24 protein-coding genes are annotated in these 22,151 nt (G+C 40.3%); 12 read left to right on the top strand and 12 right to left on the bottom strand.

Annotation, left to right across the window (positions count from 1 at the left end):
- The first annotated feature begins 31 nt into the window (after positions 1-31).
- A complete protein-coding gene (gene bamC, locus OCU78_RS10610; protein ID WP_137373600.1) occupies positions 32-1,063 on the top strand; it encodes an outer membrane protein assembly factor BamC in 1,032 nt (343 codons plus the stop codon).
- 96 nt (positions 1,064-1,159) lie between these two features.
- Here bamC and OCU78_RS10605 read toward each other — a convergent pair whose 3' ends face one another.
- From OCU78_RS10605 to OCU78_RS10590, 4 genes are all read right to left on the bottom strand, one after another.
- A complete protein-coding gene (locus tag OCU78_RS10605; RefSeq protein ID WP_137373601.1) occupies positions 1,160-1,372 on the bottom strand; it encodes a DUF2897 family protein in 213 nt (70 codons plus the stop codon).
- 8 nt (positions 1,373-1,380) lie between these two features.
- Positions 1,381-2,055 (bottom strand): M15 family metallopeptidase, encoded by a 675-nt coding sequence (locus OCU78_RS10600; RefSeq protein ID WP_137373602.1) that lies wholly within the window; start codon positions 2,053-2,055, stop codon positions 1,381-1,383.
- Between the two features lies 1 nt (position 2,056).
- Positions 2,057-3,193, bottom strand: coding sequence for a succinyl-diaminopimelate desuccinylase (gene dapE / locus OCU78_RS10595; RefSeq protein ID WP_137373603.1), 1,137 nt, complete (start codon positions 3,191-3,193; stop codon positions 2,057-2,059).
- Between the two features lie 72 nt (positions 3,194-3,265).
- Positions 3,266-3,613, bottom strand: a complete 348-nt coding sequence (locus tag OCU78_RS10590; RefSeq protein ID WP_137373604.1) for an ArsC family reductase — start codon at positions 3,611-3,613, stop codon at positions 3,266-3,268.
- A 205-nt stretch (positions 3,614-3,818) separates the two neighbouring features.
- Between OCU78_RS10590 and OCU78_RS10585 the strand changes: the two genes are divergently transcribed.
- Entirely contained in the window at positions 3,819-4,106 is a 288-nt protein-coding gene (locus tag OCU78_RS10585; RefSeq protein ID WP_137373605.1) for a winged helix-turn-helix domain-containing protein, read from the top strand.
- A 110-nt stretch (positions 4,107-4,216) separates the two neighbouring features.
- Here the strand turns inward: OCU78_RS10585 and OCU78_RS10580 are convergent, their stop codons facing one another.
- Both OCU78_RS10580 and OCU78_RS10575 read right to left on the bottom strand, forming a co-directional pair.
- Positions 4,217-4,552 (bottom strand): DUF4156 domain-containing protein, encoded by a 336-nt coding sequence (locus OCU78_RS10580; RefSeq protein ID WP_137373606.1) that lies wholly within the window; start codon positions 4,550-4,552, stop codon positions 4,217-4,219.
- 9 nt (positions 4,553-4,561) lie between these two features.
- Positions 4,562-4,906, bottom strand: a complete 345-nt coding sequence (locus tag OCU78_RS10575; RefSeq protein ID WP_137373607.1) for a DUF2956 domain-containing protein — start codon at positions 4,904-4,906, stop codon at positions 4,562-4,564.
- A gap of 111 nt (positions 4,907-5,017) precedes the next feature.
- Here OCU78_RS10575 and OCU78_RS10570 point away from each other — a divergent pair, with 111 nt between their 5' ends.
- The 5 genes from OCU78_RS10570 to OCU78_RS10550 all read left to right on the top strand — a co-directional run bounded on the left by OCU78_RS10570 (position 5,018) and on the right by OCU78_RS10550 (position 10,385).
- On the top strand, positions 5,018-5,479 hold the full coding sequence (locus tag OCU78_RS10570; RefSeq protein ID WP_137373608.1) for a DUF2919 domain-containing protein: 462 nt from the start codon (positions 5,018-5,020) through the stop codon (positions 5,477-5,479).
- 63 nt (positions 5,480-5,542) lie between these two features.
- On the top strand, positions 5,543-6,466 hold the full coding sequence (locus OCU78_RS10565) for a Dyp-type peroxidase (RefSeq protein WP_137373609.1): 924 nt from the start codon (positions 5,543-5,545) through the stop codon (positions 6,464-6,466).
- Positions 6,467-6,600: 134 nt separating this feature from the next.
- Entirely contained in the window at positions 6,601-7,734 is a 1,134-nt protein-coding gene (locus OCU78_RS10560; protein WP_137373610.1) for a flagellin, read from the top strand.
- Between the two features lie 234 nt (positions 7,735-7,968).
- On the top strand, positions 7,969-9,102 hold the full coding sequence (locus tag OCU78_RS10555; protein WP_261856017.1) for a flagellin: 1,134 nt from the start codon (positions 7,969-7,971) through the stop codon (positions 9,100-9,102).
- A 155-nt stretch (positions 9,103-9,257) separates the two neighbouring features.
- Positions 9,258-10,385 carry a flagellin gene (locus OCU78_RS10550; RefSeq protein WP_137374789.1) on the top strand — a complete coding sequence of 376 codons (1,128 nt, stop codon included), beginning with the start codon at positions 9,258-9,260 and terminating at the stop codon, positions 10,383-10,385.
- A 71-nt stretch (positions 10,386-10,456) separates the two neighbouring features.
- Here the strand turns inward: OCU78_RS10550 and crr are convergent, their stop codons facing one another.
- From crr to cysZ, 5 genes are all read right to left on the bottom strand, one after another.
- The gene (gene crr, locus OCU78_RS10545; RefSeq protein WP_004737851.1) at positions 10,457-10,966 is read right to left on the bottom strand and encodes a PTS glucose transporter subunit IIA; all 510 of its coding nucleotides are present in this window, start codon (positions 10,964-10,966) and stop codon (positions 10,457-10,459) included.
- 107 nt (positions 10,967-11,073) lie between these two features.
- The gene (gene ptsI / locus OCU78_RS10540) at positions 11,074-12,798 is read right to left on the bottom strand and encodes a phosphoenolpyruvate-protein phosphotransferase PtsI (protein ID WP_137374788.1); all 1,725 of its coding nucleotides are present in this window, start codon (positions 12,796-12,798) and stop codon (positions 11,074-11,076) included.
- Positions 12,799-12,935: 137 nt separating this feature from the next.
- Positions 12,936-13,193 (bottom strand): HPr family phosphocarrier protein, encoded by a 258-nt coding sequence (locus OCU78_RS10535; RefSeq protein WP_004734263.1) that lies wholly within the window; start codon positions 13,191-13,193, stop codon positions 12,936-12,938.
- Between the two features lie 298 nt (positions 13,194-13,491).
- On the bottom strand, positions 13,492-14,460 hold the full coding sequence (cysK, locus tag OCU78_RS10530) for a cysteine synthase A (RefSeq protein WP_137374786.1): 969 nt from the start codon (positions 14,458-14,460) through the stop codon (positions 13,492-13,494).
- Positions 14,461-14,662: 202 nt separating this feature from the next.
- Positions 14,663-15,412 carry a sulfate transporter CysZ gene (gene cysZ / locus OCU78_RS10525; RefSeq protein ID WP_137374799.1) on the bottom strand — a complete coding sequence of 250 codons (750 nt, stop codon included), beginning with the start codon at positions 15,410-15,412 and terminating at the stop codon, positions 14,663-14,665.
- A gap of 214 nt (positions 15,413-15,626) precedes the next feature.
- Between cysZ and zipA the strand changes: the two genes are divergently transcribed.
- The 5 genes from zipA to cueR all read left to right on the top strand — a co-directional run bounded on the left by zipA (position 15,627) and on the right by cueR (position 21,693).
- Positions 15,627-16,637 carry a cell division protein ZipA gene (zipA, locus tag OCU78_RS10520; RefSeq protein ID WP_137374785.1) on the top strand — a complete coding sequence of 337 codons (1,011 nt, stop codon included), beginning with the start codon at positions 15,627-15,629 and terminating at the stop codon, positions 16,635-16,637.
- Positions 16,638-16,787: 150 nt separating this feature from the next.
- Complete coding sequence (ligA, locus tag OCU78_RS10515) at positions 16,788-18,800, top strand: NAD-dependent DNA ligase LigA (RefSeq protein WP_137374784.1); 2,013 nt, start codon at positions 16,788-16,790, stop codon at positions 18,798-18,800.
- A 526-nt stretch (positions 18,801-19,326) separates the two neighbouring features.
- The gene (locus OCU78_RS10510; RefSeq protein ID WP_137374783.1) at positions 19,327-20,400 is read left to right on the top strand and encodes a porin; all 1,074 of its coding nucleotides are present in this window, start codon (positions 19,327-19,329) and stop codon (positions 20,398-20,400) included.
- A gap of 81 nt (positions 20,401-20,481) precedes the next feature.
- Positions 20,482-21,234 (top strand): YccT family protein, encoded by a 753-nt coding sequence (locus OCU78_RS10505; RefSeq protein WP_137374782.1) that lies wholly within the window; start codon positions 20,482-20,484, stop codon positions 21,232-21,234.
- A gap of 66 nt (positions 21,235-21,300) precedes the next feature.
- Complete coding sequence (cueR, locus tag OCU78_RS10500) at positions 21,301-21,693, top strand: Cu(I)-responsive transcriptional regulator (protein WP_137374781.1); 393 nt, start codon at positions 21,301-21,303, stop codon at positions 21,691-21,693.
- A 26-nt stretch (positions 21,694-21,719) separates the two neighbouring features.
- Here cueR and OCU78_RS10495 read toward each other — a convergent pair whose 3' ends face one another.
- Positions 21,720-21,890 carry a hypothetical protein gene (locus OCU78_RS10495; RefSeq protein ID WP_167494066.1) on the bottom strand — a complete coding sequence of 57 codons (171 nt, stop codon included), beginning with the start codon at positions 21,888-21,890 and terminating at the stop codon, positions 21,720-21,722.
- Positions 21,891-22,151: the final 261 nt, after the last annotated feature.

Below are 22,151 nucleotides of genomic sequence, written 5' to 3'. Positions count from 1 at the left end.
CCGGAGTAAACTTCGGCATTTAGGAGCTTAAATGAAGTATTCTCACCAGCTAGTGATCGGTTCACTGGCTGTTTTTGTTCTTACTGCGTGTTCAGGCAGTGCGACTCAACGTCGCCAAGCCAAAGATGATTTTGAGTATTTAGAAACACCAGAATTTACACAGTGGCAAGTACCTGAAGGTGCTGAGCCATTCTTTTACCCTAATTTTGATATCCCACAAGGTGAGTTCACTGGCGGTACTGGTCCTAGTGTTGATATTCGACCACCTCAGCAAATCTTAGAGCTTATTCCCGGAGCTCGTGCTGAACGTCAAAATGGTGAAGTAACGCTTTGGCTGCTGCGTAAAGAGGAAGCTGACAGAGTATGGCAAACTGCGGTGGATATGTTATCTGCTCGACAAATTGAAATTCGTGAGCAATCTACAGACTCTGTTGAGACAGGTTGGGTTACGTGGGTTTCTGAAGATGAAGAAACTGAAATCGGCAGCAGATACTCTATTTCTCGTTTTGAAGCCAATAACCGATTTGGTTTTAAGATTAATCTGATTGATTGGCGAGAAGGCACGACTGTTCAGCCTGTGACAGCAACGAACAAAGAACGTTATAACGCGTTTATGACGAACTTAGTGACAGCAAGATACGATCAAGATTTGCGAGATGAAGCGGCATTAAAAGCTCAAGAATTGGTGAAGAGAATCCCAATTACAATGGGCTCAGACAGAAGTGGATTCCCTGTAATTATTGCTCGTACTCCATACAATGTATTGTGGCAGCGCCTACCTGAACTATTACCGACGATGGGTTTTGAGCTAGAAGAACGAAATCAATCTCAAGGAACGATCAAAGCTAAATATGCCTCTCCAGATGATGAATTTTGGGAAAGCATTGGTGTTAAACCTCTTGAACTTGAGACAGGGACGTACACTTTCCTAATGGGTGATTTAGGTAACCGAACTTCAATTAACGTGACTGATGCGTCAGGTAAACCGGTAGAAGAAGAGTTCCTTAAATCATTAGCTCCTGTTTTAGCCGCAATTGTAGAAATTAAAGAACCAGCTGAATAAAGAAAAAGTTGGTTAGCAGATACAAAAAGAGGACGTAAGTCCTCTTTTTTATATCTGTCGTTTTTAACTGAACAACTATGTATCAACTAAGTTTAATTATGCGTCTTTATGGGCGTCTTGCTCGGCTGCCTTTCTCGCATTATTCAATTTATCTAAACGGTTCAGCTTATCTAAATCACTTTCACCTTTAAGTTTACTTGGCTTACCTACGTTCATATTTGCAGTGTATTTTAACGCCGCGATATTTCCGACAATAACACTGACCACGATGAAGCAAATGACCCATGGATTCGTTAAGATCTCTAACATAAAGGCTCCTAATCGCTGATGTTTCCAATAAATTGAGAATAGATGTTATCTAACTGTTCAATAATGATCGCTTGCCCTAATATTGGCTCAGATAGCAGCTGATTACCAAGTATTAATGGAGATAACTGAGATAAGCAATCTTTCGATATTGAACGATGACTAATATGCCAAGGTTCAATAGCAACCCCCCCTAAATCTTTACTGTAGGGGAAAAAGAAATGGTACTTCTCTATGTTAGTAAGCATCCAATTATAAAAGGATTTTTGGTGCCCAGTTAAATACTCCCAAGGCTCTAATTGAAGTTGGGTATCTTCGGGTAAGCAGGTTCGTGAGAATACATCGAAATCACAGCCCCAATGATGACGGCTTGCACCTGGAAGTGCAGACCACCTTAAAATCGCCCACATTCGCTCTTGCTCACTGAGTGAATTAAAATCGATAGGCTGGCTGTGTGAATCTAGAATTGTACGCTGCCCAGAAAACTTACTATTCCAAATGGAAGCCTGCCTTGCGTAGCTTCTAAATCCACTCGCAATTTCTAATTTAAAGCCATCATCATGAGCAGCTTTGACCAAACTTTGTAAATCACTCTGAACTTGAGGGTGAGTGAGAAAGTATTTCTCACCGATTAGCATCTCAGTAAGGTGTGATTCAGTTTGTCCGGTCAGCTGCTCAGGGGTCATATTACTTTCCGAAAAGGTTAACTAGGGTACGTTGGTACATTTGTGTGAGTTTTTCTAAGTCGGCAATATTCACACACTCATTCACTTTATGAATAGTGGCATTAACTGGACCTAATTCAATCACCTGTCCGTTCATTCGGGCAATAAATCGGCCATCAGATGTCCCACCAGTGGTGAGCAATGCTGGTTTTACGTCGTTAACATGGTCAACAGCTTCCACTACAGCATCAAGTAAGTCACCTGCATCTGTTAAGAATGGGTCACCATTGAAAGTCCATTGTAAGTCATATTCAAAGTCGTACTTATCTAAGATCGCGGAGATGCGTTCTACGATAATGTCGTTGTTTAACTCTGTGCTAAAGCGCAGGTTAAACTGGACGTTAAATTCACCAGGAATAACGTTTGATGCGCCTGTACCTGCACTTACATTCGGAATTTGAAAGCTCGTCGGTGGGAAGTAATCATTACCTTTATCCCATTCTGTTGTTGCGAGTTCATTAATTGCTAACAAAGAGCTGTGAATTGGGTTACTCGCCAGGTGAGGGTAAGCAACGTGGCCTTGTACCCCTTTAATAGTTAAATCACCAGTAATTGAACCTCGGCGTCCGTTTTTGACGACATCTCCAACATACTTAGTACTAGAAGGTTCACCAACGATACACATGTCAATCATCTCATCTCGAGCCATTAAAGCTTCGACAACACGAACCGTACCATTAATAAATGGACCTTCTTCATCAGAGGTGATCAAAAAACCAATCGACCCAGAATGATCTGGATTCTCGGCGATGAACTGTTCTACTGCGACTACCATAGAAGCAAGTGAGCCTTTCATATCAGCAGCGCCACGACCGTAAAGAACGCCATCAATAATGGTTGGTTCAAAAGGAGCTGTGTTCCATTGTTCAACAGGACCAGATGGTACGACATCTGTGTGCCCTGCAAATGCGAATAGCGGAGCTTCAGTACCACGACGTGCCCAGAAGTTAGTTGTATCTTCGAATACCATTACTTCGATCTCAAAGCCAAGTGCTTTTAATCGGTTAATCATTAACTCTTGGCAGCCTGCATCTTCTGGTGTTACCGATTGGCGGCTAATTAGGTCTTTTGCGAGAGCCAAAGTTGGGCTATCTGTCATCCTTGAATTCCTTGTTAAGTAAACGTAATTTTGAATGTAATGCTATTTGATTCGTGACCGAATAAATCGAAGCTATGCAAAAATAGCTGAGTATTGATCGGCTTTAAAGCCTAAATGATATTGCGCATCCACTTTTAAAATAGGACGTTTAATCATCGCAGGTTGTTCTATTAATAATTGAATCGCAGAAGCTTCATTTAAATTGTCTTTTTGCTCTTGAGTCAGTTGGCGATAAGTCGTGCCACGTTTATTGACGACTAGCTCCCAACCTAGTTCTGAACAAAACTCAGTAATGAGCGCTTCACTGATACCTTGTTTACGGTAATCATGGAAATCGAACTCAATTTCTTCACTTTGAAGCCATTTTTTCGCTTTTTTGATGGTATCGCAGTTTGGAATACCGAACATGGTGACAGTCATTATTCTTCCTTTTGGTGATATTTTTTCATTCTTATGCTTTGAATCCTAACAGGAAGCAGTAAATCAGACAAAATCCAGCGTGAAATATTTACTAGAACGAAAAAAAACAGTAAGAAAATGCCACTATTGGAGACTTATTGATCAACCTCAACATGTCATGAGTGAAAAAAGAAATAATTGATTGGCACAGACATAGGAGGTGTCAATGGAGTTGAGTCCTGTTTTTGCAAGGCGGCTATATTTAGCATTATTAGTTGAAAGCCTTGAAAGGCCTAATGTGCCTAAACTCATCGAGAAAACGGGATGGCCTCGTCGTACAATTCAAGACGTACTCAAGGCTTTACCGGGGATTGGAATTGAACTGATGTTTATTCAAGATGGGCGGCGTCATAATGATGGTTACTACCAGTTATCTGATTGGGGACCATTTGATAGCCAGTGGGTGCTTGAGCGTCGGAATGATATAGCAACAAGCCTTGGATTTAGTGCATAAGCCAGCGAAAGCTGGCTTTCTTTTATTTTTAGTAGCTAAAAATACATTGTAAGGCGCATGCTCAAAGTACCAGAAGCCCCTTGGTATTTAAGTTTAAAAAATGCTCGCTATTATTTATCACAAGAATAGGCGGTACCTAGCATAGTTACTGATGTATTGAACGTTTGTGGAACGGAAATAATAACAGTATCAGCCCCGAGGTTGATGGCATTACTTTTAAGCTCGTTTAATGCACCTTGAATGAGGGTATCATTCGGAAAAAATAGAAAACTATACCAATGACCTTCATTTCCAGTTACATCGCCTAAATACTGACATTTACTTACATCAAATAAACCCAATATGTCGACCTTTACAGACGCCGCATCAGAATGGGCAAGTTTTGTTGGTGTTGTACATCCTGAGAGTAGAGCCACCAACGAAAAAATGAAATAAAGTCTTTTCATATAATTACCTTAGGATTGGAAAAAATAGGCGGCAAAGCCGATCCAACTTAGGGCTAATAACCCCCAAGGTAGTTTATTATTAGAACTGTCACCTACCTCTACGGTTGCTTCTACAGCCTCTTGGTTTTGCAGAGCTTGACTTTGCTGCTTGTCTTTTTGAGACTTTTTCTTGGCTTTATCAGCTTGGCGGCTTCTCTCTTTTTGTTGTTTTTTATAGAGAGCTATACCTTTCTCTATACCTTGAGCAATCAACTTTGTTTGCTCTTTTGTTTGGCTAGGCTTTTGAGTCGCTTTGGCTATTTTCATTGCTTCTTGCTGAGATTCAACTGAGGGTGTGTTTGGTTTGTTTTTCATAGTGATATCGTGAAATAGAAACAGACTTTCTAATAAGATAACTCAAAATCTAGCCGAATATGAAGAAATTACGTTAAAGTGTTGCTTTGAAATAAAGTTAAGTAGTTATTTGTGCGATATTCCTTTGATCAATACGATAAGCACGGCTTTTTAAAAGCACCAGTGCTGCTTTGGCTTGTCTGGTTGTTTCTTGCAAAAGCATTAGTCGTATTTGTTGTTGCTGGTGCTAGCCGAGAGTCTGGTGCGAAAATATTAGAGATCATTTACCCAGATCATGACATGTTTTATGTAGGTATAGTTTTGAGCCTTCCCAGTTTGGCTTCAATGTGGTTATTTGGTCTACGTTCACCAGATAGGGAAAGGATCAATCGATTGGTTACGTGGGGGAGGAGTATCACTATGATCACTGTCTTACTGCAAATGCTTCATACCGGTTACCTTGTATATTTAGATAATGGTGGGTTTCATTGGGCTAATGCGATCACCCTTGTGATGTTGCTATGGTTTGCACTGTATTTATTCAATAGCCGCTTAGTGAAAGATTGTTTCCGGATGACTCTAGCTAAAGACTGATAATTATCAAAATAAGAAAATTAATTAAAATTATACTGAAGTAAAAATCGAGAGGATGTATTTATGGTTAACACGTCGCATGACGCGCAAAATGTACAAAGTGCAATATTGCCTGAAGCAGGACCTTTTGCTCTTTATGCCCAGTTAAAAGTGAAGAGTAATGACTCAACAGTATTAGAACAGTTACAGAGTTTGCCGAACTTAATTGAAGAACTGAACCAAAGCCAACCAGGTGCTGATCTAGCAGCGTCTATCGCATTTTCTAAGGCTTTCTGGGATAAGTTTGAACAAGATGCTCCTTCTGACCTTATCGCATTCCCTGAACTTGGAGAGGGCGAAATTACAGCGCCATCAAGTGAGGTTGATGTACTGATTCACTGTCACTCAAATCGACACGATCTACACTTTTATGTTCTGAGAAAGCTGCTATCTGAAATCGCAGACAATGTAGAAGTGGTCGACGAAACATATGGCTACCGTTATTTAGACTCTCGTGATATGACAGATTTTGTAGATGGCACAGAGAATCCTAAAGAAGCACAAAGAGCTGAAGTAGCAATTGTACCTGAGGGTACGTTTGCTGGTGGTAGTTATGTGATGGTTCAACGTTTTATCCATAATCTACCTGCTTGGAATCGCCTAAGTGTTTCTGCGCAAGAGAAAGTAGTTGGACGAACTAAACCTGATTCAATTGAGCTAGACAATGTTCCTGCTGCGTCTCACGTTGGTCGTGTTGATATTAAAGAAGAAGGCAAAGGGCTAAAGATTGTGCGCCACAGCTTACCTTACGGAAGTGCTACTGGTGATCATGGCTTGTTGTTCATTGCATATTGTAATGTGCGTCATAACTTTGATGCAATGCTTGAAAGTATGTATGGCGTTACTGACGGTAAAACAGACCAACTGCTGCGCTTTACTAAAGCGGTAACTGGCGCGTACTTCTTTGCACCATCAAGTACTATGTTGGGTGAGTTAAACATTAAGTAGATACGATTCAAGAAATCAGTAAAAGTTATCACTGAATACAGTGAAATATTAAGGAGCCGTTGTGCTCCTTTTTTATTAAAGTTTTTTTGTAAACGGTCGATATGTGTTTAAGTTTTCACCTTATTTAGTGTGCTATGGCAATTACTGTAAATACAAATGTTTCGGCATTGGTTGCTCAGAGAAACCTCTCCAACGCAAACAATATGCTTAATCAATCCTTGGAGCGTCTAGCTTCAGGGAGTCGTATTAATAGTGCTAAAGATGATGCTGCAGGGCTTCAGATTTCGAATCGACTAGAGGCTCAAATGAGCGGTCTTGATGTAGCGGTTAGAAATGCAAATGATGGTATTTCTATCATGCAAACTGCAGAAGGTGCGATGAATGAAACTACGAACATCATGCAGCGAATGCGTGATCTTTCACTTCAGTCATCAAATGGGTCGAATAGCCAAGCTGAACGAGTTGCACTACAAGAAGAAATAAGCGCGCTAAATGATGAACTGAATCGAATTGCGGAAACCACCTCTTTTGGTGGAAAAAAACTCTTAAATGGGAGCTTTGGCAGTACTGCTTTTCAAATTGGTTCAGCATCAGGAGAGGCGGTTCAAGTTAACTTGAATAACATGCGAACAGACACCCTTGAGATGGGCGGCTTTAGTTATATAGCGAATGGAATGGCAAGCGATTCATGGTCAGTTCAAAGTGGAAGTAATGATATGACCATGTCATTTACTGATCGCTTTGGGCAGCAGCAGGAAATTACTATTAATGCTAAAGCGGGTGATGATATTGAAGAGCTGGCGACTTATATCAATGGTCAGACTGATTTAGTCTCAGCTTCCGTGAATGATGATGGTCAGCTTCAAATATATATGGCAGGCGATGAGTCTTCAGGGACAATCGCGTTCTCTGGTGGATTGGCTAATGAACTAGCGATATCTGGTGGGCAATATGAATCAGTAGATAATATTGACATCACCAGTGCTGGTGGAGCGCAAAGGGCTGTATCTATTCTCGATACAGCAATGAAGTATGTTGATAGCCATCGAGCTGAGCTAGGGGCAATGCAGAACCGCTTTGGTCATGCAGTTAATAACCTAGAAAATGTTCATGAAAACCTGGCTACATCGAACAGCCGCATTAAAGATACAGATTACGCAAAAGAAACCACTCAAATGTTAAAGCAGCAAATTCTTCAACAAGTCAGCACTACTATTCTTGCGCAAGCTAAACAAGCCCCGAATTTAGCATTAACTTTACTTGGCTAAATTCGCCGAATATCGGCAGCATGAATACGAACTTTAATCCTTTTTTCATCTTTTTGTACTTTTTAAACCTCTCATCACGTTTTCCCTTTCAAACCTATTTTTTCCGATATTTTTTCTAAATATCTCTAAAGAATTTCGAAATTACGCCGTTATAAAAAGTAACTTTGAGAGAACTACTTGGTTTTCCGAGACGTCGGAAACCGCAACACCGGAAAATCAATTGGAGAAATCACCATGGCAGTGAATGTAAATACAAACGTATCAGCAATGACAGCGCAACGTTACCTAAACAACGCGAACAGTGCTCAACAAACCTCAATGGAGCGTCTAGCTTCTGGTTCTAAGATTAACAGTGCAAAAGACGATGCGGCAGGTCTACAAATCTCTAACCGCTTAAACGTTCAAAGCCGTGGTCTTGATGTAGCAGTACGTAACGCGAATGACGGTATCTCTATTGCACAAACTGCTGAAGGTGCAATGAATGAAACGACAAACATTCTGCAACGTATGCGTGACTTGTCACTACAATCTTCAAATGGCTCTAACTCAAAATCTGAACGTGTGGCTATTCAAGAAGAAGTAACGGCGCTAAACGATGAATTGAATCGTATCGCAGAAACGACGTCTTTCGGTGGTAACAAACTACTGAACGGTACACACGGTACTAAATCATTCCAAATCGGTGCGGATAATGGTGAAGCAGTAATGCTTCAACTGAAAGATATGCGCTCTGATAACACTGAAATGGGCGGCGTTAGCTACCAAGCTGAAAACGGCAAAGGTAAAGACTGGAACGTTCAATCAGGCTCAAACGATTTAACTATCTCGCTAACAGACAGCTACGGTAATGAGCAAGAGCTTCAAATTAACGCTAAAGCAGGCGACGATATTGAAGAACTAGCAACGTACATCAATGGTCAACAAGACCTAGTAAAAGCGTCAGTAAGTGAAAAAGGTGAACTGCAAATGTTCGCTGGCAACAATAAAGTTGACGGTGAAGTGTCGTTCTCTGGTGGTCTTGCAGGTGAACTAGGCATGCAAGATGGCAAACAAGTAACTGTTGATACTATCGATGTAACATCGGTAGGCGGTGCTCAAGAATCAGTAGCTATTATTGATGCGGCACTGAAATACGTAGATAGCCACCGAGCTGAACTGGGTGCATTCCAGAACCGTTTCGACCACGCTATCAGCAACTTAGACAACATTAACGAAAACGTAAATGCTTCTAAGAGCCGTATTAAAGATACCGACTTCGCGAAAGAAACGACTCAGATGACTAAGACTCAGATCCTTTCTCAAGCATCAAGTTCGATTCTTGCACAAGCGAAACAAGCGCCTAACTCAGCGTTGAGCCTACTAGGCTAAAAAAGTAAAATTATGAATAAAGCCAGGTGTCCTCACCTGGCTTTATTTTTTTGTGGAGAATATACCAAATAGAATTTTGAATAATTCAGTTATATGAACGTATTGAATCCATAGCTTTAAAATAGACAACTGAAGAGGAGAGGGATTTTAAATACATGGTGTCATTGAAGACCAACATGTCTGCCATGATCGCCCAAAAATATATGGGAGATGCTCAAGCGGATGTTGTCGACGCCCAAAGTAAACTGAGTTCTGGCTCTCGAATTGTTAAAGCTAGTGATGATGCAGCAGGTTTGCAGATAGCTAATCGATTATATGCACAAACTCGCGGAATAGACACTGCGCAAAGCAATGCAAATAATGCTTATTCTATAGCTCAAACAGCTGAAGGTGCATTGCATGAAAGTACTAATATGCTGCAAAAGCTACGTGAACTTGCGTTGCAATCAGCGAACGGTGCGAATACGCAAAACGATAGAGAGAGCATGCATCTAGAAGCTGAAATGTTGAAAGATGATTTAGATAGGATTGCTTTAACAACCACTTTTGCTGGTGAAGAGTTATTCGATGGATATTTTGGGAAAAAAAGTTTTTATCTTGGTCCTGATGCTAATGGAGTCTCACTGAATTTGAAAAATATGCGAACAGATCACTCTGAAATGGGGGGTAATTTTGTTCGTGCATCGGATTCTACTGATGAAAATTGGTCTGTGACTGAGAATGAAAATGAGCTGAAATTTGATTATAACGATAGGCAAGGTAAATCAGAGCAACTAGATATTAGGCTTAAAACAGGTGATGATGTTCATCAGGTGGCAAGTTATATCAACGGGCAGCAAGATGTGATGAAAGCTTCGGTTACAGAGGATTTCGAATTACAGTTTTTTGCTTCTACGAAGCTTGCTCCTGAGGGTTTTGAGGTTTCTGGTAGTTTTGCTAATAGCCTAGCAATAGGAGATACAGAGCCTATTGGGCTAGATGACTTAGACCTATCAAATGTAGGAGATGCTCAGTTAGGGATCGCGGTTGTAGATGCGTCCTTAAAGTATGTCGATGGTCACCGTAGTGAAATTGGTGGATTTCAAAATGGAGTAAGCAGAACAATAGATAACTTGACTAGCATGGACAGCAATATATCGGTAGCGGAAGGTAGTATCCGAGATACTGACTATGCAAGAGCGTCGACTCGGTTAGTGAAATCGCAAATTTTAGGGCAAGCGACTTCTGCACTTTATGCCCAAGCGAATCAAAATCCGACAGCAGCTTTAAGCTTACTAGGTTAGTTATTGGGTTAGATTGTTCTAGAAACAAAAAACGCTGCTCAAGGGCAGCGTTTTATTTTAAAGGAACTAGATTATTTAGTTACTTTAAGAACTGGAGTTTCACCAACAGTTACAGAACCAGAAAGCTTGTTCAACTCTTTGATTTCGTCCATGTTAGAAATAACAACAGGAGTAAGAGTTGATTTAGCTTTCTCTTCTAGAAGCGCTAGGTCGAAAGTGATGATAGTGTCACCAGCTTTAACAGATTGACCTTCTTCAGCTACACGAGTGAAGCCTTCACCTTTTAGTTCAACAGTATCGATACCGAAGTGAACGAAAAGCTCAACGCCATCGTCAGACTCAATAGAGAATGCGTGGTTAGTTTCGAAGATTTTACCGATAGTACCGTTTACAGGAGCTACCATTTTGTCGCCTGCTGGTTTAATTGCGATGCCGTCACCAACAATTTTTTCAGCGAAAACTACATCTGGCACATCTTCGATGTTTACGATTTCGCCAGAAAGAGGTGCGATGATTTCGATTGCACCAGCATCAGCGCTGTCATCAGATACAAGCTTTTTCAGTTTGTCAAACAGACCCATTGTGTCATGCTCCTAACGTTTAGTTTTATTCTGTAGAATATACTATACCAATCTAACAAATTAGACGACTATTTTTAAGCCGTCTAACTTTATTAAGCTCTTGGTGATTACTGAGTTTTCTCAGCGATGAATTTTTCTACGCAAGCTTCAATTTCTGCAGCTGTAGGTAGAGATAGTGCTTCGTCAGCCATAGCTTTAACTTCTGCGAAGTTAGAGTTACGGATTACTTTCTTAACTTTAGGGATAGAGATACCGCTCATAGAGAACTCATCTAGACCCATACCAAGAAGAAGTAGAGTTGCACGCTCATCGCCTGCTAGCTCGCCACACATACCTGTCCATTTGCCTTCTTTGTGAGAAGCATCGATTACTTGCTTGATTACAAGAAGAACCGCTGGAGATAGTGGGTTGTAAAGGTGAGAAATCATCTCGTTACCACGGTCAACTGCAAGAGTGTATTGCGTTAGATCGTTAGTACCGATAGAGAAGAAAGCTACTTCTTTAGCAAGGTGGTGGGCGATTGCAGCAGCTGCTGGAGTCTCAACCATTACGCCAATTTCGATGTCTTCATCGAATGCGTGACCTTCTGCGCGAAGTTCAACTTTGTACTCTTCGATTGCTTTTTTCAGTTCACGGATCTCTTCAATAGAAATGATCATTGGGAACATGATACGTAGCTTACCGTGCGCAGATGCACGAAGAATGCCGCGTAGTTGGTCACGTAAGATTTCACGACGATCCAAGCTGATACGTACTGCACGCCAGCCTAGGAACGGGTTCATTTCTTCTGGAAGATCCATGTATGGAAGATCTTTATCGCCACCGATATCCATTGTACGGATAATCACTGACTCGCCGTGCATTGCTTCCGCTACTTCTTTGTAAGCAATATATTGCTCTTCTTCAGTAGGAAGTGCAGTACGGTCCATGAATAGGAATTCAGTACGGTACAGACCAACACCTTCGCCACCGTTGCGCAGGATACCGTCACAGTCTTTAACTGTACCGATGTTGCCGCAAACTTCTACTTGATGGTTATCAAGAGTGATAGCTGGTAGGTCTTTAAGTTTTGCTAGTTCAGCCGCTTCTGCTTCAAAATCAGATTTGATTTTCTTAGCTTCTGCTAATTCAGCGTCAGAAGGGTTGATGATGATCTTGTTGTTCATCGCGTCTAGCACAAGCATGTCGCCGTTCTTAACTTGCTTAGTGATATCGTTAGTACCAACGATAGCTGGAAGCTCAAGTGAACGTGCCATGATTGAAGTATGAGATGTACGACCGCCGATGTCACAAGCGAAACCAAGAACGTAGTCTAGGTTGATTTGCGCAGTTTCAGATGGCGTTAGGTCGTAAGCAACTAGGATAACTTGTTCATCGATATCTGCTAGAGACACAATGTTGATGCCTAGTGCATTTTTAACGAAGCGAGTACCGATATCACGGATATCAGTCGCACGTTCTTTTAGGTACTCATCATCAAGTGACTCAAGTGCAACAGCTTGCTCTTCGATCACTGTGTAGATCGCGTTGTCTGCGTGCATTTTGTCTTTCTTGATGAGTGCTAAAATCTCTTCTTCTAGCTCTTCATCTTCAAGCAGCATGATGTGGCCTTCAAAGATTGCTTCTTTTTCTTCGCCAAAAGTTTCAAGTGCTTTTTGCTTTACAACTTCAAGTTGTTGAGAAGATTTGTTACGAGCGTCAAAAAAACGCTGAACTTCTGCTTCAACTTGATCGTCTGAGATAGATTGAGTGTTTAGGACAATTTCATCTTCTTGAAGTAGTAGTGCTTTACCGAAAGCAATACCAGGAGATGCTAGGATGCCTGAAATCATAGCCTTACCTTAGTTGTTCAACTGTAAACGGGAGAATGTGTGACTTTAAGCTGCTGACAATAAGTCGTGCTTATTCGTCTCTATTTCGAACAAAGCCACTTTGCTATGCAAAATGGCTTTGAAAAGAGGAGACCGGATTAGTGTAGTTGATCCATAAGAGCAACTAGGTGGTCTACAGCTTGCTGAGCTTGAGGACCTTCAGCAGAAATAGTTACGTTAGTACCTTTTACTAGGCCTAAAGTTTGTAGCTTGAAAAGGCTTTTTGCGCTAGCGCTTTTGCCGTTCGAAGTCACAGTGATGTCTGCATCGAAAGATTTTGCTTCTTTAACGAACTGTGCAGCAGGACGAGTGTGAAGACCATTTTCTGCTGTGATTTCTACTTGCTTCTCGTACATTTTATATACCCCAATTAATTTATTTTTTGTAAGTTTGTAACCAGTTCAGCTTAACTGCTTTGACTCAATTCTGCTAGAGCCGAAGAGTTTTGTTCGTGTCAGAAATGAAACTGGTTAAAAGTTTTCCAGCTATGGTGTTCTTTTTTGAATACTCACAACCTTCGAAAATCTGTTTATTGCTTCTTTTATTTTGAAGCGAAAAATAAAACAGATGTGATATTACCAAAGGTGAGGCAGGGATCAACAAAAAAGCCCCTAATAGGGGCTTTTTTGGAGTAAAAATTGATTTGACCACATATTACTGCTGGTTCTCTTTCTCCGTGAAAATGCCAGCAAATAGGGCTGTACTTAGGTAACGCTCACCAGAGCTTGGCAATACGGTAACGATAGTTTTTCCTTCAAATTCAGGAAGTTCCGCTAGTCTGTTAGCTGCAACAACGGCTGCGCCAGAAGAGATGCCAGCCAGGATACCTTCTTCTTCCATCAAGCGACGAGCCATTTCAATTGCTTCATCAGATGTTACAGATTCAACGCGGTCAATAATCTCTAAATCAAGGTTTCCAGGAATAAATCCAGCACCGATACCTTGAATCTTATGAGGAGCAGGCTTAATTTCTTCACCCGCTAGAGCTTGTGCAATCACTGGAGATTCTGCTGGCTCAACTGCAACTGAAGTGATTGCTTTGCCTTTTTCACCTTTGATGAATCGGCTTGTACCTGTGATTGTACCGCCAGTACCAACACCGGCTACAAACACGTCAATTTCGCCGTCAGTAGCTTCCCAAATTTCAGGGCCAGTAGTCTGTTCATGAATTTGAGGGTTTGCTGGGTTGTTGAATTGTTGTAGTAGTAAGTACTTGTCTGGATCGGCTGCAACGATTTCTTCTGCTTTTGCGATAGCGCCATTCATACCTTTTGGAGCTTCAGTCAGCACAAGGTTAGCACCTAAAGCTTTTAGTAGTTTACGACGCTCTAAGCTCATAGACTCAGGCATTGTTAGTGTTAGCTTGTAACCACGAGCAGCAGCAACGAAAGCTAGAGCAACACCTGTATTACCACTTGTCGGCTCAACCAGCTCGATACCTTCTTTTAAAGTACCTGCTTTTTCTGCTTCCCAAATCATATTTGCGCCAATACGGCACTTAACACTAAAGCTAGGGTTACGAGCTTCAATTTTTGCTAATACTTTACCTTTACTTACTTTATTTAAGCGGACTAGGGGAGTATTGCCAATTGTTTGAGTGTTGTCTTCGTAGATTTTGCTCATCTGATGTTCCTTCATTTAATGATAGAACTAAACGTAGTATATCAATCGGAATACCGTCTAGTGTCTCTTAATGTTTTTTGATCTTGAAAAGAGATTAGAATAGATGAAAAAAAGGTAAAAGGATTAAAAAGTTATATCATATAGAGATGTGGTGCAAAGACGCAGGATTATCCCTAGATGTTGGGCATCTAGGGAAGATAGATTAACGCTTAATTTGATCTTTGAATTCACCCACCCACATTGCAGTTGCACCACAAACAGCAACAGGCATAACAATTAGATTAAGAATTGGAATGGTTGTAAATAATGAAACCAACATGCCAAAGCTATAGGCTTTTCCTTGTTTTTGTTTCAAATTGTTTCTCATGTCATCAAAGCTGATTTTATGGTTATCAAATGGATAATCAGCATACTGAATCGCTAAAATCCATGCAGTGAAAATAAACCATAGAAATGGCGCGACAGTTTGACCTAAAGCTGGAATCAGTAATAGAAGGAAGAGACCAATGGCTTTAGGTAACACATAGACAAGTTTTCTCCACTCACGCGCTAGGATCCTTGGTGTATCTTTTAGGACGTCGAGCAAACCATCATCATTTACTTTTTTTCCGCTAAGCATCTCTTCTACTTTTTCTGCTAGAAGCCCATTGAATGGGGCAGCGACAAAATTAGCGAGGGTGCTAAAGAAGTAAGAGAAAGTTGCTAAGATAGTTAAAGTCAGCAATGGCCATAATATATAAGATAACCATGAAAGAAATTCAGGTAACCCACCAATCCAACTTTCTATCCAGATATTCAAGTTGGAAAATATATAAAATAGAGCACCACCTACAAGTAAGACGTTAGCAAGTAGCGGCAGGAGCACAAACTTACGAATACTTGGGGATAAGGCTATTTTAAGGCCATATATAAAGTAGCCGAAGCCAGAATGTCGTTTAGATTCAGTATGCATATTCAATATGTTGGTTAATTTGCGGACAGATATAGTGTACTCGACCAGAATTAAGAAAAAAAGCGTGGTGAAAATCACATCATCTGATGAACTTCTTTCATTAAATTGTTCTAAAACAGTCACTACATTTGGTAGAGTAGTGAGATTAGCCAAATTAACTTAACTCAGTAACAGCTTTAATAAGCTAGTTAACTGGGGCAGCTGAGAGCGAAAAATGCAGGAATTGCGATTTGTACTCATTATTGTAGGCGCTTTAGCTATCGCCGCATTATTGTTCCATGGCTTATGGACGAGTAAGAAAGAAGGAAAAGCAAAGTTTGGTGATAAACCGTTGGGTAAGCTTGATAACGGTGAACTTGATAGCCAAGAAGACTTACCTAGCCGTTCATTTGCTCCTGAAGATGATTTTGAAATAATAAGGAAAGAGCGTAAAGAACCTGATTTTGCTACGCCTGAGTTTACAGCAGATCCTCTTATTGATTCAGATGTATTAATGAGCCCTCAAAGCGTTGATGCTAAAAAATCATTTGAATCTGACGACGTACCTTCCTTTAGTGTTACAGATACTCCTGAAACCTTCGAAGACAACGCATCTGAGAGCATTTACGATGTAGTACCATCTCAATCGATTGCCAGCCCTTCGTCTGAAGTGGCTGAGAGTGAAATTAAGCAAACAGAGCAACCTCAGCCTGCAGATGTATTCGGTTCAGAGTCTCCTCATATAGTGAGTACTCCGCTGGCACACGAAAACCAAGTGAGTGATGCAGAAGAAGGCACCGTTCAAGAAAGTGTGGTTAAAGACGAAGAACCGGAATTAGAAGTCATTGTCTTAAATGTTCATTGCGCGGGTGAGGCACCATTTATTGGAACTGAATTGTTCCGTAGCATGGAAAATAATGGCCTGACTTATGGTGAGATGGCTATTTATCATTGTTATGCAGGAAATGCTGATTCACCTAAAGTGATTTTTAGTGTGGCGAATATGATGCAGCCAGGTACTTTAGAGCATGACAACCGAGCAGATTTCTCTACGAAAGGTATTTCATTCTTTATGACCTTACCTTGCTTCGGAGAAGCGGACCAAAATTTCAACGTAATGTTACGTGCTGCTCAAAAAATTGCAGATGACATGGGTGGGAATGTGTTAGATGAATCTCGTAATTTGATGACACCAAATCGTTTATCAGATTACAGAAAACAGATTCGAGACTTTATGACTAAGTAGTTCCGTATTGTTAAGCCATATTACCTCCAATATCAGTACATAGTGACTATACTGGTACACAGTCTAGAAAATAATCGCTGTAAAATTCATAAAGAGAAAAGGGTTCCTCAGGGAGCCCTTTTTGATGTTTAGATATATACCGAGAATATTATGAAAGAATCCATTCAAGCTACCTTAGAACAGCTCAAAGAAACACTGCACTACCATGCTGTCCGTTATTACGTGGAAGATAGTCCTGAAATACCTGATGCAGAGTATGATCGGTTAATGCAGCAGTTACTTGAAATTGAAAAGCAGAATCCGCAGCTCATCAGCATTGACTCTCCTAGCCAGCGTGTTGGCGGGCAGCCACTTGATGGCTTTAGTCAAGTAAGCCATGAGATTCCAATGCTGTCACTGGATAATGCATTTGATGATAGTGATCTGGATTCATTCTATAAGCGAATGTCTGACCGCGCTCCGACTTCAGACTTAAGTACATTCTGTTGCGAACCAAAACTGGATGGTTTAGCCGTTAGCCTTCTATATGAACAGGGTACATTGGTTCAAGCTGCGACACGTGGTGATGGAGCGACAGGGGAGAACATTACCGAAAATGTCCGAACAATAAGCGCAATCCCTTTAAAACTGCAAGGTGAAGGTTGGCCCGAACGAATCGAAGTTAGGGGGGAAGTCTTCATGCCTAAAGCTGGATTCGATAAGTTAAATGAGCTTGCAATTAAAAAAGGTGAGAAAGCGTTTGTAAACCCAAGGAATGCTGCCGCTGGTAGTCTAAGGCAGTTAGATTCAAGAATTACCGCGACTCGCCCTTTAAGCTTTTATGCTTATAGCGTCGGAGTCGTAGAAGGCGCGGAGTTATCTGGAAGCCACTACAATCGATTTCTGCAACTTAAAAGTTGGGGACTCCCAATGTGCCCTGAAACTAAGCAACTAAGCTCTCTCGATGATGTGAAGGCTTACTATCAAGATATCATGGCTCGTCGTGATGCTTTAGCTTATGAAATTGATGGTGTCGTGATTAAAATTGACAGTATTAAAGCGCAAGAAACTTTAGGGTTTGTGGCAAGAGCTCCTAGATGGGCTATTGCTTACAAATTTCCAGCGCAAGAAGAGATCACGCTTTTAAATGATGTGGAGTTTCAGGTTGGTCGAACCGGTGCGATTACTCCTGTGGCGAAGTTAGAGCCTATTTTTGTAGGTGGCGTAACCGTTAGCAACGCAACCCTGCATAATGCTGATGAGATTGAACGACTTGGCGTTAAGATTGGTGATAGCGTTATTATCCGAAGAGCGGGAGATGTTATTCCCCAAATTGTATCTGTTAATGTTGAACGTAGACCGGAAAATGCTCAAGACATCGTATTTCCAAGTGCCTGTCCTGTATGTTCCTCTTCGGTGGAAAGAGTGGAGGGGGAAGCTGTTGCCCGTTGTAGTGGTGGGTTAGTGTGCCAAGCTCAACGCAAAGAAGCCCTTAAGCATTTTGTTTCACGAAAAGCATTAGACGTGGATGGTTTAGGAGTAAAAGTAATAGAGCAGCTTGTCGATCGTGAAATGGTTGAGACTCCCGCGGATTTATTCAAATTAAGTGCAGGTCTACTAACTGTATTGGATCGTATGGGACCTAAATCTGCTCAAAATGTTGTTAATGCGCTGAATACCGCTAAAGAAACTACATTGGCAAGATTTATCTATTCACTCGGCATTCGTGAAGTCGGGGAAGCAACAGCGATGAATTTAGCTCAACACTATAAGTCCCTAGATGCTGTTTCATTGGCGACACACGATTCTTTACTCGAAGTTTCAGATATAGGTAATATTGTTGCGAAGCATATCACATCTTTTTTCTCGCAAGAAAAAAATAAAAATGTAGTCAATGAGCTGATTGAGCTTGGTGTTCACTGGCTTGAAATCGTATCGCTTGATGAAGGTGTTGAACTACCATTAGAAGGTAAAGTGGTGGTACTTACTGGTTCATTATCCCAACTCGGTCGCTCAGAAGCCAAAGCGGCATTGCAGAGTTTGGGTGCCAAAGTAACGGGCAGCGTTTCAAAGAAAACGGATATTTTATTTGCTGGTGAAGCTGCGGGTTCGAAACTGGCTAAAGCTCAGGAGCTAGGAATAGACATTAAAACTGAGCAAGACTTGCTCGATATGATTAATTAATACATTTTCCATGCTTCTAAAAAGGCACCACTTAGTGGTGCCTTTTTTATTTTTAGACTTAAAATAAAAGTACAAAATTCGTTCAATGAATTAAGCCATATAATACGTGAGCTTTTTATTACGTGATCACTATCTATGTTAAGGATAATCAATAAATAAAATAAAAATAATGCGACGCACTTCAATTGAATTTTAGCTTTGTATATATCTAAATTGTTGTTTTTTAAGGTTTATATGTATTTAAGGTTTTCCGTTCTGTTTATTGTGTACTTGGATCACTAAGTTGATGAAAATTTGGAGTTGCTCATATTTTTTTAGATGAGAATTAAGTTCTGGTTGATATTTTTTGTCGCAAAGTTAGTCTGGGTTTCATGGATGCACGAGGTGTATGCAGGACAGAGTTAGAGAATTTATGAATTAAGATAATAGGTTCTCAAAATGAAAGAGATAATGTTTCTCCCTTCGGCGGCCAACTTAAGGTGAGAAATATAAAAATAGCTATATCCAATTTTTTAGGAGTTTTTCCATGGAACACAAATTTTTTAAACGTACTCTACTAGGTGCAGTAATTGCAGCATCTTCAATCGGTTCTGCAAATGCAGCAGTAGAATTAGCAGGTGATGCAGTTCAATTCTACGGTCAAGCAGCTGGTTTCATGATTCTTGGTGATGATACAGATACACAAAGCGTCGGTGCAGTTATTGAATCTCGTATTGGTTTTCGTGGTGTAGTTGAATTTGATGATTTCGCACCAAACTTAGTATGGCAAATTGAAGGCGGTGACGCTAACAATGGAGCTAAATCTGGTCAACTAGGTGCACGTGATACTTACTTAGGTCTGGACTTTGAAGACGTAGGTTCATTTAAGTTTGGTCGCCAGTTAGTTGCTGCATATAACTATGTTGATTGGCCTCACTCAAACCCTGGTCTAGGTAACGTTTTTGATTGGAATAATGACATTGGTGTATCTTATCAAGATCGTGCAGACAATACTTTGCGTTTCGATTCAGCTAGCTTTGGTGGTTTTAACTTCCAAGCTACATTAAGTGGTATGGAGCAAGACACTGACCGTATGGTTTCTAGTATTGCTGCATCATACTCAAAAGATATGTTCAGTGTTCATGCTGGTTACTACGCACGTGGTGAGTACAAGTCTGTTAAAGATGAAGCGCCAAAATACATCATTGATGAAAATGGTAACGTAGTTGCGAACCCTGATTATGTTGCTGGCGGTGAAGTTGTTACTAATGCTGCGCATAACTATGCAATTTTGGGCGGTAGCGTATTCTTAGGTGATTTGACACTAACCGCTGCTTATAAAGCAATGGAAACAGATAAAGTAGGCGGCGGAAGTCAAGGTCAAAACGCAATTTCAGCAACAGCTCAATACGTACTAGATGGTAAATGGGTATTTAAAGGCGGCTATGCTGCAACTGATGATGCAGATGGAACAACGGATACAGGTGATATCGCTCTAACTGCTCGTTTAGGTTACCTACTTCCAAGTACTTACATGTACACAGACCTACGTAACTACAAAATGAATAATGCTGATGATTGGTCTTCTTACATCTTAATTGGTACTGAGTACTACTTCTAAGGCATAAATTGTTAAAGTTTTAACCACTGTTTATTTTTGCGAGTATCATATGATACTCGCTTTTTTCTAAGGAGAGTTGTAATGAAACGCGCAATTAAAACGTTAGTTGCTTTAGCTGTATGTGTGCCATTTTCTTCGTTGGCAGCGGTTAATGTCCAAATTCATAGAGACGTAGCCCCTATTATCATTGATGGCGAGTCTGTAGGTTTTAGCTTCAGCAAAAAGTCTGAAGTAGAATTAGCTAATGGTGTTAATCAGCTCGTTGTGCGAGTTGAAAAGCTAGTTGATAAACAAAGCGAAAAAGAAAAATTTAACTCTCGTCCAATCGTATTAACATTTAATGCCAGTGATACTGAGATTTATTTAGAACCTGCTGTAAATGTAAAAAGAAGTTCACAAGCAGAAGAGTTTAATGAAAACCCAGCGATGAGACTTACTGATCAATCTGGTAATGAAATCGAAGTTACGCAAGCAGTTTTACCCACATTAGGTGGAATAACACGAGATTATGAAAAAGAGTTAATTGCTTATAATAAGAAAAGTGGTGTTAGCTCTGAAGTAGATAGAAACGTTGTCACTGCCGTTACTGTAGGAACGACAAGCAGTATAAAATCCCAATCATCAGATATGCCTTCAGATATGATTGAGTATTGGTTTACGCAAGCTTCAGTTACTGAGCAAGAGCAATTTACTAATTGGGTATTTGAAAATAGGAAAAATACGGAAGCAGAATTGAAAAGTGAATCTAAGTCGCTTCAAATGCTTTCTTACTGGTATGGTCAAGCTGACAAACCTCAACGTTCTCAAATATTGTCATGGTTAGTTAGTCAGTAACTTAAGTTAAAAAAGAGTATTATAATAGGGTGCATATTTGCACCCTATTTTTCTTTGGAGTTTGGGATGAACATTAGTGAAGTGTCTGAAGTAACTGGACTATCAGCTAAATCAATTCGATTATATGAATTAAAGAAAGTCATATCCGAACCAATACGTTCTTCTAACGGCTACAGAATTTATAATGAACGACAAGTAAAAGAATTAAGTATTGTGGCCAAAGCTCGTAGCGCAGGGTTCTCTTTAGAGGAGTGTGCAGCTTTAGTTGAACTTGCGGCTAATCCATGTAGAAAAAGCTTAGAAGTAAAAGAGAAAGCTCAAAAAAAACTAGATGAGGTTAATAATAAGATCACAAATTTATTGACCATAAAAAAAACGCTTGAAGCTTGGGTTGAACAATGTCCCGGTGATTTGAGCAGCCAATGCCCAATTATTGACTCACTAGAAAGCAAGCGGTAGAACTTATAACTACCGCTTAATATTGGTCAACCTTTCATTCCACCATTTATGCGGCACATCATGCTAGGTATATAATCTGTATCACCTGAAGGTAATGTACAATCTACTAAAGGGCCTAATTCAGTCGCGCTAGTTGTACCAGCATAAGTTGGTAAAGCAATAAAAAAGCTAATGACAAAAGCTAAAATAATCTTCATATGATCCCCACTAAATATTATGTAATTCAAATAAGGCGCATCTTGATTATGGTTCACTTTTAACCATGATCAACTAATTTTGTAAAAAATCAAATTTTTCTACAAATAAAAAGTGATCGCTATTTAATCGATAAATAAGTGTAACTGATTGATCTTGGGTTTATAGGCAGGATTAAGTAGAAGTGATATGAACTCATACTTGGTCTTATTTTCTAACCAAAAGTATGAGTTTATATCGTAGTTGATTGATTTAATTATTAA

The organism is Vibrio gallaecicus, from assembly GCF_024347495.1.
In the GTDB taxonomy this organism is placed as follows: Bacteria; Pseudomonadota; Gammaproteobacteria; order Enterobacterales; family Vibrionaceae; genus Vibrio; species Vibrio gallaecicus.
The sequence above is the reverse complement of the archived record's forward strand: the minus strand, read 5'-3'. Positions and strand labels throughout refer to the sequence as shown.